The organism is Pseudomonas sp. B6(2017) (assembly GCF_002112765.1).
In the GTDB taxonomy this organism is placed as follows: Bacteria; Pseudomonadota; Gammaproteobacteria; order Pseudomonadales; family Pseudomonadaceae; genus Aquipseudomonas; species Aquipseudomonas piscis.
Genome location: NZ_NEIQ01000006.1, coordinates 89,528 through 104,943 on the forward strand (window position 1 = coordinate 89,528; position 15,416 = coordinate 104,943).

Annotated in this window: 12 protein-coding genes; all 12 read right to left on the reverse strand. The window is 67.4% G+C overall.

Going from position 1 to position 15,416, the window contains the following annotated elements; genetic code table 11:
- Nucleotides 1-195: 195 nt before the first annotated feature.
- Nucleotides 196-1,293, reverse strand: a complete 1,098-nt coding sequence (locus CAG11_RS11635) for a lipocalin-like domain-containing protein (RefSeq protein ID WP_085596429.1) — start codon at nucleotides 1,291-1,293, stop codon at nucleotides 196-198.
- On the reverse strand, nucleotides 1,283-3,760 hold the full coding sequence (locus CAG11_RS11640) for an FtsX-like permease family protein (RefSeq protein WP_085596430.1): 2,478 nt from the start codon (nucleotides 3,758-3,760) through the stop codon (nucleotides 1,283-1,285). The genes CAG11_RS11635 and CAG11_RS11640 overlap by 11 nt, the downstream gene beginning before the upstream one ends.
- A 1-nt stretch (nucleotide 3,761) precedes the next feature.
- Complete coding sequence (locus tag CAG11_RS11645) at nucleotides 3,762-4,430, reverse strand: ABC transporter ATP-binding protein (protein ID WP_085596431.1); 669 nt, start codon at nucleotides 4,428-4,430, stop codon at nucleotides 3,762-3,764.
- 197 nt (nucleotides 4,431-4,627) lie between these two features.
- Entirely contained in the window at nucleotides 4,628-5,446 is an 819-nt protein-coding gene (locus tag CAG11_RS11650) for a VanW family protein (protein ID WP_085596432.1), read from the reverse strand.
- A gap of 98 nt (nucleotides 5,447-5,544) precedes the next feature.
- Nucleotides 5,545-7,284, reverse strand: a complete 1,740-nt coding sequence (locus tag CAG11_RS11655) for a NahK/ErcS family hybrid sensor histidine kinase/response regulator (RefSeq protein ID WP_085596433.1) — start codon at nucleotides 7,282-7,284, stop codon at nucleotides 5,545-5,547.
- Nucleotides 7,268-8,431, reverse strand: coding sequence for an alcohol dehydrogenase-like regulatory protein ErcA (ercA, locus tag CAG11_RS11660; protein ID WP_085596434.1), 1,164 nt, complete (start codon nucleotides 8,429-8,431; stop codon nucleotides 7,268-7,270). The genes CAG11_RS11655 and ercA overlap by 17 nt, the downstream gene beginning before the upstream one ends.
- Before the next feature lie 223 nt (nucleotides 8,432-8,654).
- Nucleotides 8,655-9,569, reverse strand: a complete 915-nt coding sequence (pqqB, locus tag CAG11_RS11665) for a pyrroloquinoline quinone biosynthesis protein PqqB (protein WP_085596435.1) — start codon at nucleotides 9,567-9,569, stop codon at nucleotides 8,655-8,657.
- Nucleotides 9,570-9,628: 59 nt separating this feature from the next.
- Nucleotides 9,629-9,700, reverse strand: a complete 72-nt coding sequence (gene pqqA, locus CAG11_RS11670; RefSeq protein WP_011060521.1) for a pyrroloquinoline quinone precursor peptide PqqA — start codon at nucleotides 9,698-9,700, stop codon at nucleotides 9,629-9,631.
- A gap of 190 nt (nucleotides 9,701-9,890) precedes the next feature.
- Nucleotides 9,891-11,411, reverse strand: a complete 1,521-nt coding sequence (locus tag CAG11_RS11675) for an aldehyde dehydrogenase family protein (RefSeq protein ID WP_085596436.1) — start codon at nucleotides 11,409-11,411, stop codon at nucleotides 9,891-9,893.
- A 194-nt stretch (nucleotides 11,412-11,605) separates the two neighbouring features.
- Nucleotides 11,606-13,366 (reverse strand): PQQ-dependent alcohol dehydrogenase PedH, encoded by a 1,761-nt coding sequence (pedH, locus tag CAG11_RS11680; RefSeq protein WP_085596437.1) that lies wholly within the window; start codon nucleotides 13,364-13,366, stop codon nucleotides 11,606-11,608.
- A 309-nt stretch (nucleotides 13,367-13,675) separates the two neighbouring features.
- The gene (locus tag CAG11_RS11685; RefSeq protein ID WP_085596438.1) at nucleotides 13,676-14,605 is read right to left on the reverse strand and encodes a quinoprotein relay system zinc metallohydrolase 1; all 930 of its coding nucleotides are present in this window, start codon (nucleotides 14,603-14,605) and stop codon (nucleotides 13,676-13,678) included.
- A 29-nt stretch (nucleotides 14,606-14,634) separates the two neighbouring features.
- Nucleotides 14,635-15,414: a quinoprotein dehydrogenase-associated SoxYZ-like carrier gene (locus tag CAG11_RS11690; RefSeq protein WP_085596439.1), complete on the reverse strand. Its 780-nt coding sequence runs from the start codon at nucleotides 15,412-15,414 to the stop codon at nucleotides 14,635-14,637.
- Nucleotides 15,415-15,416 lie beyond the last annotated feature (2 nt).

Consider the following 15,416-nt stretch of genomic DNA (forward strand, 5'->3'; position numbering starts at 1 on the left):
TGTTCGCCCAGTGCTCTGGCCTTGGCAATCCTTGCACCGGTAAAGAGCCCTTGCACCGGGCGAACGGTACGCATTCTAGTGCAACTGCTCAGGAAAGTCCGAGGACTGATTCTGAATAAAACTGCATAGAGGAAATGTCCCATACACGATCAGGACGTTTCACACCCCTGTCGCTGAAATTCGCTAATGGCCATCTCAGTATCCGGTCATCTCCAGATAACCTCGCCCCCCATGGCTGCCACTGAAATCGATCGGCCCTTCCCAATAGGGCACGCTCAGGTTCATCCACGACTGGGGGTTGAGCGCTCGCGCCTGGATGTCCAGGCCCTTGCCGGGAATCTCCAGGCGCCAGGTGGTGGGCACACGCTTGCCGGCGACCTCGGAATACTCTTGCGCGGTGAGGCGGATCGCCTGCCGGTCCAGGCTCTGGCCATGGCCGTCGACGTCGATCCAGGTACCGGTGACATAGGGCGTGCCGGCCTCCTCGCGGACCCGGAACAGCATCAGCCGCTCGCCGCTGTCCAGGTGCAGGGAGAACCAGTCCCAACCACTCTGCCCGGCCGCCAGGGGCTGGCTGCTCCACTCCCGGTCGAGCCAGGCCGGGCCGCTGACCTGGTAGCGCTGGCCATCGATCTGCAATTCGCCCGAGGCCTGGAAGAACGGCTGGCTGTAGTAGTAGGAAGCCTGGCCCTGATCGGACTTGCGGCTGTAGCCGCCCTGCCCCTGGAGCACCAGCGGGCCCTTGCCGGACAACTGCAAGCGGTAGGCGAACCCCGGCCCATGGGCCTGTACCTGCATCTGCGCCAGGGGGTCGCCGGCCTGCGCGAGGCTGGTCAGGCTCCAGTCGTCGATCCAGGCCGCAAACGGTTGCACGCTGACCCCGGCCTGGCCGACGCCGCCCCGGGCGAATCGCTCGGCCGCCTGGTGGCTGTTGGCCGAAGTGGCCGCTGCATGCCCCAGCCAGACCAGCGGCGCGCCCCAGCCGGCCTGCTCCGGCTCGGCACGCAAGGCGCTGCGAAACAGCGTCCACTGCACGCCGAAACGCCGGCCCTGGGCATCGCTGAGGTCGGCCGTGAGGTACCACCACTCGATGCGAAAACCATCGTGGGCGCCATGATCGGCCGGGAAGCTGAAGGTCCGCCCCGGCCGCACCGGGGTGAATTGCGCCGCCTCGTTACCCAGCCCGGCAAACCCCTGGGGCGCTTCGGCGCCCTGGTCGCAGCCGGCCAGTCCCAGGGGCAGCGCCAGGGTCCAGGCCAGGAGCCGACAGCGCCACGGGCGTTCAATCTTCATGGGCGAAGCTGCGTAGCAAGTCTGCCGGTTGCGCCCGGTACAGGCGCAGCAACGGCCAGGCCGAGGCCAGCAAGGTGGCCAGCATGGCCAGCCCCAACAGCTGCATCAGTTGCCCGGGGAATACCCGCAACGGCAGGCGCCAGCCGAAGGCCTGGACGTTGATCACGGTATCCAGGCACCAGGCCAGGAGGATCCCCAGGGGCAACGCCAGGACCAGGGTCAGCAAGGCCAGCAGCCAGGTCTGGCCCAGGTTGAGCAGCGCCAACTGGCGCCGGCCCACGCCCAGGGCCCAGAGCGGCGCCAACTGGCCCAGGCGACTCTGGCTCTGGGTCAGCAGGCTGATGAACAAGGCCACGGCGGACACCCCCAGGGTCAGGCTGTTGAGGGCGGCGGTGGCGGCGAAGGTGCGCTCGAAGACCTGCAGCGACCAGCCCTTGAGCCGGGCCTGGTCGACGATCCGGCTGTCGTCCAGTTGCCAGCGTTGTTGCAGCGTCTGGATCAGCGCTGCGCGCGTGCCTGGCTCCAGGCGCAGGTTGAAGCGGTTCGGCGCCAGCCCTGGCCAGTGTTGCAACAGGTGCCCGGCGTTCACCAGCAGATGCCCCTTGGGGTTGCCATAGTCGGCGTAGATCCCCAGCACCCGCGGCGCCCATTGCCCGCCGGGCACCGGCAACGGCAGGTGGTCCCCCGGGCGCAGGTCCAGGCGCCTGGCCAATTGCTCGCTGAGCATCAGGCCATCCTCGCTGGCCAGCCGGTCCCAGGGCCGCTCGCCCTCGGCTTCCAGCAACGGCCAATGCTGGCGATAAGCCGGATGGTCGATCACCCCATACAAATCCGCCGGCCAGCCCTGGACCTGCAACGGTACCTGCCACACCGGCAGGCTCGCTTGCACCCCGGGCTGTTCGGCCAGCCAGCGTTGCAGTTGCCGGGCCTGTTGCGCGTCCCGCGGGTTGATATACAGATCGGCGCTCAGGCGCTGCTCCAACCAGTCGCCGAAGGTCTGGCGAAAGCCCGCGGTCATGCTGCCGGCGCCGACGTTCGCCGCCAGGGCCAGCAGCAACGCCATCAGCGCCAGGCTCAGGGCCGGCAACTGCTGCCGGCAATCGGCCAGGAACCATTGCCCCAACGCCCCGTGCCGGCGCCCGAGCAAGGCCCCCAGCAAGGCATTGAGCAGCACCGGCAAGCCCAGGGCCGCGGCCAGCAACAGCGCCGCCAGCAACACGAACCCACTGGCCAGGCTGTTGCCCCAGTACCAGGCCGCCAAGCCGGTCAATGCCGCGCAGATCGCCACCCGGCCCTGGCGCCGCAGCCAACGGGCATGGGCCTGGTGCCAGGCCTGGGGGGCGGCCAGGGCCAGCAATGGCAGGCGCGCCGCCCGCAGCAGGCTGGCGGCACCGGCGAGCAAGGCGCCGAGCAAAGCCAGGCCAATGCCGCTGAACCACCACCAGGGGCTCAAGCTCAGTTGCCCGGGCACCTGGGCGCCATACAGGCCGTGCAGGCTGGCAGCGACATCGGGCAGCAAGGCGCCAGCCAGCAGGTAGCCGCTGATCACCCCCGCCACCCCGCCCAGCAGCGCCAGGCCGGCGAGTTCGAGGCCCAGGCAGGCAATCAGTTGTCGGGCGCTGACCCCGCAGGCCCGCAGGGTACGCAACAGGCCGCGGCGTTGCTCCAGGGCCAGGCCGATGGCGGCGTGGACGATGAACAAACCCACCACGAAGGACAAGAACCCCAGGGCATCCAGGTTCAGGTGGAAACTCTCGGTCAACCGCGCCAGGTCGCCCTGGGCATCGCCCTGGCGCAGCACCAGTTGCCCGGCCAGCGCCGTGGGCAGGGGCGGCGCCTGGTCGGCGAAGTCCCTGGCCAGCAGCAGGCGGCTGAGCTGGCCTGGCTGGCCCAGCAATGGCTGGGCGAAACCGATGTCCATCAATAGCAGGCCCGGGGCCATGTCCGCCCGCGCCTGGAGCGGTGGCAGGCGTTGGCCATCCTCGGTCCGGGGCTGCTGCCCCTCATGGTAGCCAAGGCTGGCCAGGGTCTGCGGCGCGACCCAGGTCCGCCCCGGCGGGCTGAAGAATTCGGCGATCTGGCGCAAGTCCAGGACCTGTCCGGCAATGGCCGCGCCATTGGGCAGCGACACCGGTTCGATGCCCATCAGCTGCAGGGCGGCGTCCTGTCCTTCGAGCTGCACCCGGCCCTGGAGCACCGGCGAGACCGGCCAGCCGGCCCGGCGCAGGTCGGCGAACCACTGCTGGGGGAAGCTGCCGCCGCCGGCGGTGGCCAGGCTGGCCTGGGGCTCGCCGCCGATCAGGCGGCTGGCCCGGGCATAGCTGTCGCGGGCCTGGCTATTGAGCGCCAGCACGCCGGTCAGCAGGCTGGTGGCCAGCCACAGTCCGGTCAGCACGCTGAAGAACTGCACCGGGTGCTGGCGCCAATGGCTCAGCAGCGCCCACAGCGCCGTGCCGAAGACTCGCATCTCAGGCCTCGTCCGTGGCGGCCAGGCGCCCGTGGTGCAGGACCACGGTACGTTGCAGGCGGCTGGCGACCCGCTGGCTGTGGGTGACCATCAGCAGGCTGGTGGGGCTGTCCGCCAGCAGCTCCAGCAACAGCTGCAGGACTTCATCGCTGGTGGCTTCGTCGAGGCTGCCGGTGGGTTCGTCGGCCAGTAGCAAGGGTGGCCTGGCGGCCAGCGCGCGGCCCAGGGCCACCCGTTGCTGCTGGCCACCGGAGAGTTGCTCGGGATAGCGCCGCAAGAGTTCCCCCAGGCCCAGGCGCGCCGCCAGGTGGGCCTGCCAGGCCGGGTCGAAGCGCCCAGCCAGGCGCGCCTGGAAGCCCAGGTTGTCCTCGACCCGCAGGCTGCTGATCAGGTTGAACTGCTGGAACACCAGGCCGACCTCGGTACGCCGCCAGTTGGCCAGCTGTGCTTCACTCAGCTCCTGCAACTGGCGCTGGCCGACACGGATGCGCCCGGCGTCGAGCCGGTCCAGGCCGGCGATCAGGTGCAGCAAGGTGCTCTTGCCACTGCCGGATTCGCCCATCAACGCCAGGCTGGCGCCCTGCTCCAACTGCAGGTCGACGCCCTGCAACACCGCCAGGGGCCCCTGGGGTGTGGCATAGCTCTTGAACACGCCTTGCACTTCGAGCATCGCGGGGTTCGTCCTTGGGCCAGTGAAGGGGCCAAGGATAAAACAGCCACCGCGCCGTGTGTAACACATCCCTGGAAGATCGGTACGGGCCGGGTTACGGCCGCTGCGCAGCCGCTCGCAGCCTCGCCGGCTCGACAGCGGCTACAGAGCTTAGCGGGCGTAGCGGTCGTAGCGGGCGCAAGGCCACGCCGGCAGCGTCAGGCTTGCTCCTGCAAGTCGTCGGCCACCGGGTACTTGACCACCACCCGGTTGCGATACAGGCATTCCTGGCGCACCAGCTCGCAGTCCTGGCCCTTGGTGCGGATGTCGCGCCAGATCTGGTTCTCGCGAAACACCCGACCACCCTCGCGGACGAAACGATGGCCCTGCTGGTAGACGTGGTAGCGGTAGCCGCGCGGTTGCTCGCACAACAGTTCGCCCTCGAGCTGGTGCGCGCCGACATGCAGCTTGAGCTGGAAGGCGTGCGGCCCGGGGTTGTGCAGCACCAGGTCGATGTAGTTGTAGAAGATCGCCGCGCCGGAGCCGAAAGGCAGCACCCGGCCCTCGTCGGGAAACGGGTCGAAGCTGTGGTTGGCCCGCTCCACCACTTGCAACGGCGAGTGGATCGCCATCCAGTGGATCAGGTTGCTCAGCTGGCAGATGCCCCCGCCGATACCGCTGCGCGCCTCGCCGAACGACAGCTCCATGCCCTCGACGAACCCCCGCGAGCGACTCGGCCGGCCCACCAGCTGGCAGAAGGAAAAATACTCCCCCGGGCCGATGCGCACCCCATCGATGCAAGCCACCGCCAGCCTGAGATTGATCACCTTGTTGTGCTGCAGGGCCAGGTCGCAATCGCCCAGGGTGCGGATCAGCTTGGAGGTGTGCTTGATATAGCGATAAGGCAAGCGCGGGCTGTCGGCTACGGGCCGCGCATAACGCCGGCCGGAAAAACGCCAGGCCAGGCTGCGCGCCAGGCGCTTCTGGCGCACGCGCAGCCAGTACAACAACGGGTGGTACGAAGACAACGGCTTCATCGATGGGTATGGGCCAGCCCAGGGCCGGCTTCGTCCTTGAAAAAAAGAGCGGCATCTTAGCCGCAAGTCCGCCGCCCCACTAGCCGGGAGTCCGGCCCCTAGGTGCTGCCCTGCCCCAGCAATTGGCTCAAGGCAGCACGCAGCTTGCCTGGCTTCACCGGTTTGTTGAGCAGCGGCGCGCCCAATTGCTGCAAGGCCCGCCGGCACTGGTCGCTGCGGTCGGCGGTGATGATCACCGCCGGCAGTGGCAGGCCGAAGTGCTCGCGCAACTGGCGCACCACCTCGCACCCGGTGATGCCGTGATCCAGGTGGAAGTCCGCCAGGATCAGCTCCGGCGCCCGGCCCTGCAACGCCTCCAGCGCCGCCGCCTGGTCAGTGGCGGTGACGACCTGGCACCCCCACTGCCCCAGCAACGCGGCCATGCTGTCCAGGATGCTCGTTTCATTGTCCAGCACCAGCAGCCGGCGCCCGGGCAGCGGGTTGCCGGTGCTTGGCTGTGGCACTTGCTGGCCGATGGGCAGCGGTATACGAGCGGCCAGGGGCACCTCGATGCTGAACCGCGAACCACGGCCCGGACGCGAATGCACCTGCACCCGGTAGCCGAGGATGCGGGCGATGCGCTCGACGATCGCCAGCCCCAGGCCGACCCCCTTGCGATCGGCGGCGCGGCCCACGTCCAGCTGGTTGAACTCGAGGAAGATCGACTCCAGGCGGTCGGCGGCGATCCCGCGCCCGGTGTCCCAGATCTCCAGCCGCAGGTGCTCGCCCCGACGCCGCGCCGCCAGCAGGATGCTGCCGCGCTCGGTGTAGCGACAGGCATTGCTCAACAGGTTGCGCAGGATCCGCGTCAGCAACCGCAGGTCGGTGAACAGCGCGTAGTCCCCCAGGCGCACCCGCAACTCCAGGCCAGCGGCCTCAGCGACCGACTGGAACTCGGACACCAGTGGCGCGAGGATTTCATCCAGGCGATAAGTCGCCGGATCGGGCTTGACCGCCGCCTGGTCCAGGCGGGAGATATCCAGCAGGTCGGTGAGCAGGTCCTCGGCGCCCTCCAGGGCCTGGTGGGTGCGCTCCACCAACAGTTGCTCGGCACTGGGCAACTGGCGCTCGCGCAGGGTGGAGATCAGCAAGCGCGCGGCATTCAAGGGTTGCAGCAGGTCGTGGCTGGCGGCGGCCAGGTACTTGTCCTTGCTGCGGTTGGCAGCCTCGGCGGCATCCCGCGCCTCCCGCGCTTCCCGTTCGCTGCGCTCGCGCCGCAGGATCTGCTGTTGCAACTCGCGGTTGGCGTCCAGCAGTTCATCGGTGCGCGCGGCCACCCGTTGTTCGAGCTGGTCATTGAGTTGCTCCAGGCGTTGCTGGGCCAGCTTGCGCTCGGTGATATCGGCGACGAAACCCTCCACCAGCCCGGCTTCATCGGGCTTGAGCAGCAGGTTCATCAGCACGTCGATACTGCTGCCGTCCTTGCGCCGCAGTTGGGTCTCGTAGCCCAGCAAGCTGCGCTCGCGTTGCAACTGCTCGCCGATGGCCTCCAGCTCCTGGGCGCCGCCGACGAACAAGTTGCCGGCCAGGTCGGCCAGCGAGAACAGCACTTCCTGGGGGTCCTGGTAACCCAGCATACGCGCCAGGGCCGGGTTGGCGGCGCGCATGCCGGCCTGCAGGCTGGCCTGGAAGATCCCGTGCACGGCGTGCTCGAACAGCCATTTGTAGCGGTTGCGCTCGGTTTCCAGGTCTTCCAGGCGTGCGGCCAGCTCCGGGTAGTGACTCTTGCGCGCCGAGTGATTGCCCAGGCCCAGCAGCCCGGCCAGGGCCCGTTGCTGTTCGTCAGAGGGCCTCGCCATAGACCACCTCGACATCGCGCTGGCTCGACTCCCGGGGATTGGTGAGGATGCACGGGTCGTCCATCGCATGGCGCGACAGGAACGGGATATCGCTGCTGCTGACCCCATGCAGGCCCAACGTTTCGTGGAAGCCGATGGCCTGCTTGAGCGCGATCAGGTGGTCCACCAGGCGCCGGCAGATCTGCTGCTGGTTGAGGCCGCGACAGTCGATGCCGAAGGTCTCGGCGATCACCTTGAAGCGCTCCGGTGCCGAGCTGTAGTTGAACGCCACCACGTGCTCCACCAGCACCGCGTTGCACAGCCCGTGGGGCAGGTCGAGGAAGCCGCCGAGGCTGTGGGACATGGCATGCACCGCGCCGAGGATCGCGTTGGAAAACGCCAGCCCGGCCTGCATGCTGCCGAGCATGATCTTCTCGCGCAGGGCGATGTCCTGCGGGTTGGCGATCATCTGCACCAGGTTGCCGTTGATCAGGCGCATGGCCTCCAGGGCATGGGGGTCGGTGAGCGGGCCGTGGCCGGTGGAGACGAATGCCTCGATGGCATGCACCAGGGCGTCGATGCCGGTGCAGGCGGAGAGGAACGGGTCCATGCCCTGGGTGGTTTGCGGATCGATCAGCGACACATCGGGGACCACCGCCTTGCTGACGATGGAGAACTTCATCCGTTCCTGCTGGTTGGAGATGATGACGAACTGCGAGACATCCGCCGAGGTCCCGGCGGTGGTGGGAATCATGATCAATGGCGGGCTGGGCATGCGGAGCATGTCCACCCCCTCGAACTCCAGGATGCTGCGCCCATGGGCCACCACGATGCCGATGCCCTTGCCGCAATCCATGGGGCTGCCGCCGCCGACGGCGACGATCACGTCGCAGGCATTCTCCCGGTAGACCTCGGCGCCCTGCATCACCTCCTCCACCCGCGGGTTGGGCGACACCGCGCTGTAAAGGCAGTGCTCCACGCCCTGGGCCTGGAGGCTGGCCAGGACATCGGCGACCCAGCCGGCGGCGATCACCCCGGGGTCGCTGACCACCAGGACCTTGCGCGCACCGAAGGTCTTCGCATAGTTGCCGACGTTATGCCGGCAACCGGCGCCAAAGATGATTTCCGGGGAGACGAACTTGCGCAGCAGACTGAGATTCTGGCCCATGGCAAAAGCCTGTTTTCTTATTGTTCTGGAAAGAACGCCAGCCTAAAGCATCGCCGGGCGAATGCAATCCGACCATGGTGCCCCTCGCCTCGTGTGACCGCCGCAGACTGCGCACGGCCCGGCACGGGTCGCCCGATCAGGTGGCGCGATCGGCCTGATGCACCGCGCCGCCTGGTTTACGGGCGCTGCGCACCCGGTCGCGGCCTCGCAGGCTCGACAGCGGCTACAGGTGCAGGTCCATGCCGTCGTGGGCCACTTCGATGCCACGGCGCAGCAATTGGGCATGCTCGGCGGAGTCTTCGTCGAGGATCGGGTTGGTGTTGTTGATGTGGATCAGCACCTTGCGCGCCCCTGGAAACGCCTCCAGCACCTCGAGCATGCCGCCGGGGCCGCTTTGCGCCAGGTGGCCCATCTCGCTGCCGAGCTTGTCGCCGACCCCGCACTGGCGCATCTCGTCATCGCGCCACAGGGTGCCGTCCACCAGCAGGCAGTCGGCGCGGCCCATCCACTCCAGCAGGGCCTGGTCCACCTGGCCCAGGCCCGGGGCGTAGAACAGGCTGGCGCCGCTGCGCCGGTCCTCGACGAACAGGCCGATGTTGTCCCCCGGATGGGGGTTGCCGCGATGGGGCGAATACGGCGGCGCACTGCTGCGCAGGACAATCGCCCGCAACAGCAGGTCCGGGCAGGCCGGTACGCTGAAGGTGCGGCCATCGAGGTGGATCGGCTGCCAGGCCAGGCCGCCGTTCCAGTGGCTGAGCATGTTGAACAGCGGGAAACCGCTGCACAGGTCCTGGTGCACCATCTCGGTACACCAGACCTGATGCGGGCAGCCCTCGCGCAGGCTGAGCAGGCCAGTGCAATGGTCGATCTGGCTGTCTAGCAGGATCACCCCGGCCAGCGCCGAGTCCCGCAGTTGCCGTGCCGGTTGCAAGGGAGGAAAAGACGCCAGTTGCGCGCGAATGTCCGGCGAGGCGTTGCACAGGATCCAGTCCACGCCGTTGTCGCTCAGGGCGATGGACGATTGCGTGCGCGGCCGGGCCCGCAGGCTGGCATTGCGCACACCGGCGCAGTTGCGGCAGTTGCAGTTCCACTGCGGAAAACCGCCGCCCGCTGCGGAACCGAGGATGCGGATATGCATGGAGTGCTCCGAAGACAGAAGACTCCGGTCGCCACCCGTAGCGACCGGAGCGGAACGGCTCAGCGATTGGCGAAGTACATGGTCACTTCGAAGCCGATGCGCAGGTCGGTGTAGGCGGGTTTATGCCACATGGGGTCGATCCTCTTGTCGTGCCGGGAGATTCCGGTAACCGCATTAATGCACGTGCAGCGAAGGGGTCGAATGCTACTTTGGCACCGGTTGGCGGATGCCTTGGTAGGGGCGACAGGGGCAGCTACAAGCGGCAAGCGGCAAGATAGAAGCGACAAAGGCACGCATGGGTCGCTTGAAGCTTGCCGCTGCCTAGAAGAAGCCCAGCGGATTGATGTCGTAGCTCACCAGCAGGTTCTTGGTCTGCTGGTAGTGGTCGAGCATCATCTTGTGGGTTTCGCGGCCCACGCCGGACTTTTTGTAGCCACCGAATGCCGCATGGGCCGGGTACAGGTGATAGCAGTTGGTCCACACGCGACCAGCCTTGATCGCCCGGCCCATGCGGTAGGCGCGGTTGATGTCGCGGGTCCAGACCCCGGCCCCGAGGCCGAACTCGCTGTCGTTGGCGATCGCCAGGGCCTCGGCCTCGTCCTTGAAGGTGGTCACCCCCACCACCGGGCCGAAGATCTCCTCCTGGAACACGCGCATCTGGTTATGCCCCCTGAGCAGGGTCGGCTGGATGTAGTAGCCGCTGGCAAGGTCGCCCGCCAGGGGTTCGACGGCGCCGCCGGTCAACAGTTGGGCGCCCTCCTCCTGGGCGATCTGCAGGTAGGAGAGGATCTTCTCGTACTGCTGCCGGGACGCCTGTGCGCCGACCATGGTCTCGGTGTCCAGCGGGTTGCCGCGCTTGATCTGCTTGATCTTCTTCAACACCTCGGCCATGAACGGCTCGTAGATCGACTCCTGCACCAGGGCCCGGGATGGGCAGGTGCAGACCTCGCCCTGGTTGAAGAACGCCAGCACCAGGCCCTCGGCGGCCTTCTCGATGAACTTGGGCTCGGCCTGCATGATGTCTTCGAAGAAGATGTTCGGCGACTTGCCACCCAGTTCCACGGTGGACGGGATGATGTTCTGGGCAGCGCATTTCATGATGTGCGAACCCACCGGGGTCGAGCCGGTGAAGGCGATCTTGGCGATGCGCTGGCTGGTGGCCAGGGCCTCGCCGGCCTCGCGACCAAAGCCCTGGACGATGTTCAGCACGCCGGCCGGCAGCAGGTCGGCCACCAGCTCGGCGAAGATCATGATCGACAGCGGCGTCTGTTCGGCGGGCTTGAGCACCACGCAGTTGCCGGCGGCCAGGGCCGGGGCCAGCTTCCAGGCGGCCATCAGCAGCGGGAAGTTCCACGGGATGATCTGCCCCACCACGCCCAACGGTTCATGGAAGTGGTAGGCGGTGGTCAGTTCGTTGATCTCCGCGGCGCCGCCTTCCTGGGCGCGGATGCAACCGGCGAAATAACGGAAATGATCGGCGGCCAGGGGTACGTCGGCATTGAGAGTCTCGCGCACCGCCTTGCCGTTGTCCCAGGTCTCGCTGACCGCCAGCAGCTCCAGGTTCTGCTCGATGCGATCGGCGATCTTCAGCAGGATCAGCGAGCGTTCCTGGACGCTGGTCTTGCCCCAGGCCTCAGCCACGGCATGGGCAGCGTCCAAAGCCTTGTCGATGTCTTCGGCCGTGGAACGGGGGAACTCGGCGATCACCTGGCCATTGACCGGCGAAGTGTTGGTGAAGTACTGGCCGGCCACCGGCGGCACGAACTGGCCACCGATGAAATTGCCGTAGCGCGGCTTGAAGGACACGATGGCGCCTGGGGTTCCGGGTTGTGCGTAGATCATGCTGGGCCTCTGCGGGTCGATGCCTGTCCACGACAGGCGATGGCTCGATGGTAGAGAGCCCCTGGTGCCAGACGAATGCATCGTTGGCAGCAAGGGCTCTCGTCATTTGGTCGTAGAACAGCAGCGGCAAGCCTTAAGCCTCAAGCGGCAAGATCGAAAGCTTGCCGCTTGCAGCTAAAAGCTTGCCGCTGCTTTTAGGTCTTGGGCAGCTTGAAGGTCCAGAGCATGCCGCCCTGGTTGAAGTCCTTGACCCGCTTGGCCACTTCGCCGCCCCACAGCGGCACCGCGCCGCCCCAGCCGGAGACCACCGAGACATACTGCTCGCCGTCCATTTCCCAGGTCACTGGCGAGCCCAGCACGCCGGAGCCGGTCTGGAATTCCCAGACCTTCTCGCCGGTCTTGGCGTTGAACGCCTGGAGAAAGCCTTCCGGCGTGCCGGTGAACACCAGGTTGCCCTTGGTGGTCAGCACCCCGCCCCACAGCGGCGCGAAGTTCTTGTGGCGCCAGACCTCCTTGCCGCTGATGGGGTCGATGGCCCGCAGCACGCCGATGTAGTCCTCGTTGAGCGGCTTGATGGTGAAGCCAGCCCCGAGGAACGCCGCGCCCTTCTTGTAGGCGATGCCCTCGTTCCAGATGTCCATGCCCCACTCGTTGGAGGGCACGTAGAACAGCCCGGTGTCGCGGTTGTAGGCCATGGGCATCCAGTTCTTGGCCCCGAGGAAGGCCGGGGCGACGAACACCGAGCTGCCCTTGCTTTCGCTGCCCGGCGCGCCAGGGCGGCTGGCCTCGTTGTAGATCGGCCGGCCGTTCTTATCCAGGCCGGTGGCCCAGGTGATCTTGTCGACGAAGGGGAAGCCGCGGATGAACTTGCCGTTGGTGCGGTCCAGCACGTAGAAGAAGCCGTTGCGGTCGGCGGTGGCGGCGGCCTTGATCTCCTTGCCGCCCTCCTTGTAGTTGAAGGAGACCAGCTCGTTGACCCCGTCGAAATCCCAGCCGTCGTGGGGGGTGCTCTGGAAGTGCCACTTGATGGTGCCGTCGTCCGGATTCAGGGCCAGGCGCGAGGAGGAATACAGGTTGTCGCCGGGGCGCAGGTGGGAGTTCCACGGCGCCGGGTTGCCGGTGCCGAACAGCAGCAGGTTGGTTTCCGGGTCGTAGTAGCCGCCCAGCCAGGGCGCGGCACCGCCGGTCTTCCACAAGTCGCCCGGCCAGGTCTTGCCCGCCTCTGCGCCGGAAATGCCGTTCTCGATGGCCTTGCCATCCTTGTACACGTAGCCCATGTGGCCTTCCACGGTGGGGCGCATCCACAGCAGCTCGCCGTTCTTCGGGTCGTAGGCCTGGATCTTGCCGACCACGCCGAACTCGCCACCGGCGACCCCGGTGATCAGCTTGCCGTTGACCACCATGGGCGCGGCGCTGATGGAATAGCCTTCCTTGTGATCGGCGACCTTCTTGCTCCACACCACCTTGCCGGTGTCCTTGTTCAAGGCCACGAGCTTGGCGTCCAGGGTGCCGAAGAACACCAGGTCGCCATACAGCGCCACGCCCCGGTTGATCACATCGCAACACGGGCGGATGTCATCGGGCAGGCGCGCGTCGTACTGCCAGAGCTTCTTGCCGGTACGGGCCTCGACGGCGAACACCCGCGAGTAGGAACCGGTGAGGTACATCACCCCGTCCTTGATCAGCGGCTGGGCCTGCTGGCCGCGCTGCTTCTCGCCGCCGAAGGAGAACGCCCACACCGGCCGCAGGTCCTTGACGTTGTCGACGTTGAGCCTGTCCAGCGGGCTGTAGCGCTGGCCCTGCACCCCCAGGCCGTTGGTGACGATCTGCTGCGGATTCTTCGGATCCTGGAGGATCTCCTGGTCGTCGACGGCGGCCAGCGCCGCGCCGGACAGCAGCATGGCACTGAGCACCAGGCTCACGGCGAAGAAGGGACGGCGTGGGGGTTGGGTCATGACGGCTACCTCTGCGGTTATTGTTGTCCCCGGGAAATTTTCCCGGCCTGCCGGGAATTCTTGGTCGCGGCCTGCCCGCCAACAATTGCTCGCAGTGCTGAGTTTTCTAGTTCCTTGGTAGAAGAAGAGCAGCGGCCAGCAGCAAGCTACAAGCGGCAAGCAGCCCTCCCGCGGAGGTGGCAAGGGAGCGTGCTCCCGCCGGGTGGCGCAGCCGCCCCCATGGCTGCCACCCCGTTCCTGCCAGGATCACGAATTCAGGTTTTGCGGCCGCTATGCGGTCGAGCGGGAGCAAGCGCCCTCGCCACGGGATCAGTGGCCGTCGAGGCGTTGCAGGCGCTGGCGCTCGTAGCGCGGGTACAGGTGGCTGACGCTGCGGATCAGCTCGTAGCGGGTCAGGCTGATGCCGGCAAAACGCTCGGGGATCGGGCGGCGGATCATCTCCGCCATGTCGTCGCCTTGTGCCGCGCCGTCGCGCATCAGGCCATCGAGCCAGCCCAGGTAGTCGCGCATCTGGGCAAAGGGCCGGGCATCGGCGGCCAGCGGGCCATGGCCGGGGACGACCTGCTTCCACGGCAGCGCCTGCAAGGTGTCCAGGTCCTTGAGCCAGACCTCGAGCCCCGGGCTGTTGGGAGTGGTCAGCGCGCGCTCGTAGAACACCAGGTCACCGGCGAACAGCACCCCGGTGGTCTCGTCGAGGATCGCCAGGTCGGCCCCGGTGTGTCCGCCCAGCCCCAGCAAGCGCAGGCGGTGGCCGCCAATGTCGCGCACCCCAGGCTCCAGCACCTGGGTGGGCAGCACCACCTCGGTGCCGCGCATCCAGTCGCCCACCAGGCGATACATGTTTTCCGCCAGGGCCTCGCCCTGCTGGCGCAGCAGGTCGGTGGTGCCGGCCAGGGCACCGATGGGCACGTCGGCGAAGGCCTGGTTGCCCAGCACGTGGTCGGGGTGGTGATGGGTCAGCCACAGCTCGATCACCGGCTTGTCAGTAATGGTGGCAATAGCCCGGCGCAGGGCTTCGCCGTAGCGCTTCGACGGCCCGCTGTCGATCACCAGCACCCCGCTGTCGGTGACGATGAACCCGGTGTTGACGATGTTGCCGCCGTTGGCTTTGGCGAAATTGTCGGTGCTGCCTTCGAGCAGCCAGGTGTCCGCGGCGATCTGCCGGGGGGTGAGTCGATAGTCCAGGTCGGCCCGGGCCGGCAGGCCCAGGCACAGCAGCAACAACAGGATCCAACGCATGGCGGGCGCCTCCGGTAAGCACATGGGGTTCAGGGCAACGCGGCCTCGAACCGGTTGCCGCTGTTGTCCTGCAGCACCAGCCTGGCCGGCCCAGGGTCCTGGATATCGAAGCCCAGGTTGGGGTTCTCGCTGACCGCCGGGAACAGTTCGAGGCGGGCCAGGCGCTGATCGTTCTGGTCGCGCAATTCGGCGTGGTTGAGGAAGAACTCGGGGACGCCGCTGACCAGGCCGTTATCCATCGGATGGGACACTTGCAGGCGCAGGCGGCTGGCAGCGCCCCGGGGATAGCGCCCACCCAGCACCTCGCCGATGTGCTCTTCCCAGCCGGGCTGGGTGCGCACCACGCTGGGCGCGGTGCAACCACCGCCCGCGGCATCGATCAGGGTCGAGCCCACGTGCCACAGGCCATCGCGGGTCTGCACCGCGGCGCGCAGGGGCGTGGCCTGTTCGATGCGGATGCGGATCGACAGCCAGGGCAGCACCCGCTCCCCGGGCTCGAAGTCGACGATGCGCGGCAAGGGGTTGAGCTCGGCCCAGGCGAGAATCCGCACCACCTCGCCGCCGAAGGCCCGGGCATCGATCTCCAGCGGCACCTGGCGCGCGTCCTCGGCAAAAGGCGGCGCCAGCAGCTTGACCCGCTCATCGAAGACGAACGCCGCGTCTCCCAGCAATTGCTTGTGGTAGAAGGCCCACATCACCGAGGGCACCGGGTCCGCGCCCGGTGGCCGGTGCATACCAGGCTCGGCAGCCAGCGCCGGGGTCGCCCAGGGCAACCAGCACGCCAGCAGGCAGGTCGCTCGCCAGTTCATCA

Coding starts and splice junctions, on each gene's coding strand:
- CAG11_RS11655 (WP_085596433.1), bottom strand. CDS start 7,284: ATGGCGAGGCCCTCTGACGAACAGCAACGGGCCCTGGCCGGGCTGCTG.
- CAG11_RS11645 (WP_085596431.1), bottom strand. CDS start 4,430: ATGCTCGAAGTGCAAGGCGTGTTCAAGAGCTATGCCACACCCCAGGGG.
- CAG11_RS11690 (WP_085596439.1), bottom strand. CDS start 15,414: ATGAACTGGCGAGCGACCTGCCTGCTGGCGTGCTGGTTGCCCTGGGCG.
- pedH (WP_085596437.1), bottom strand. CDS start 13,366: ATGACCCAACCCCCACGCCGTCCCTTCTTCGCCGTGAGCCTGGTGCTC.
- CAG11_RS11685 (WP_085596438.1), bottom strand. CDS start 14,605: ATGCGTTGGATCCTGTTGTTGCTGCTGTGCCTGGGCCTGCCGGCCCGG.
- CAG11_RS11675 (WP_085596436.1), bottom strand. CDS start 11,411: ATGATCTACGCACAACCCGGAACCCCAGGCGCCATCGTGTCCTTCAAG.
- ercA (WP_085596434.1), bottom strand. CDS start 8,431: ATGGGCCAGAATCTCAGTCTGCTGCGCAAGTTCGTCTCCCCGGAAATC.
- CAG11_RS11635 (WP_085596429.1), bottom strand. CDS start 1,293: ATGAAGATTGAACGCCCGTGGCGCTGTCGGCTCCTGGCCTGGACCCTG.
- CAG11_RS11640 (WP_085596430.1), bottom strand. CDS start 3,760: ATGCGAGTCTTCGGCACGGCGCTGTGGGCGCTGCTGAGCCATTGGCGC.
- pqqB (WP_085596435.1), bottom strand. CDS start 9,569: ATGCATATCCGCATCCTCGGTTCCGCAGCGGGCGGCGGTTTTCCGCAG.
- CAG11_RS11650 (WP_085596432.1), bottom strand. CDS start 5,446: ATGAAGCCGTTGTCTTCGTACCACCCGTTGTTGTACTGGCTGCGCGTG.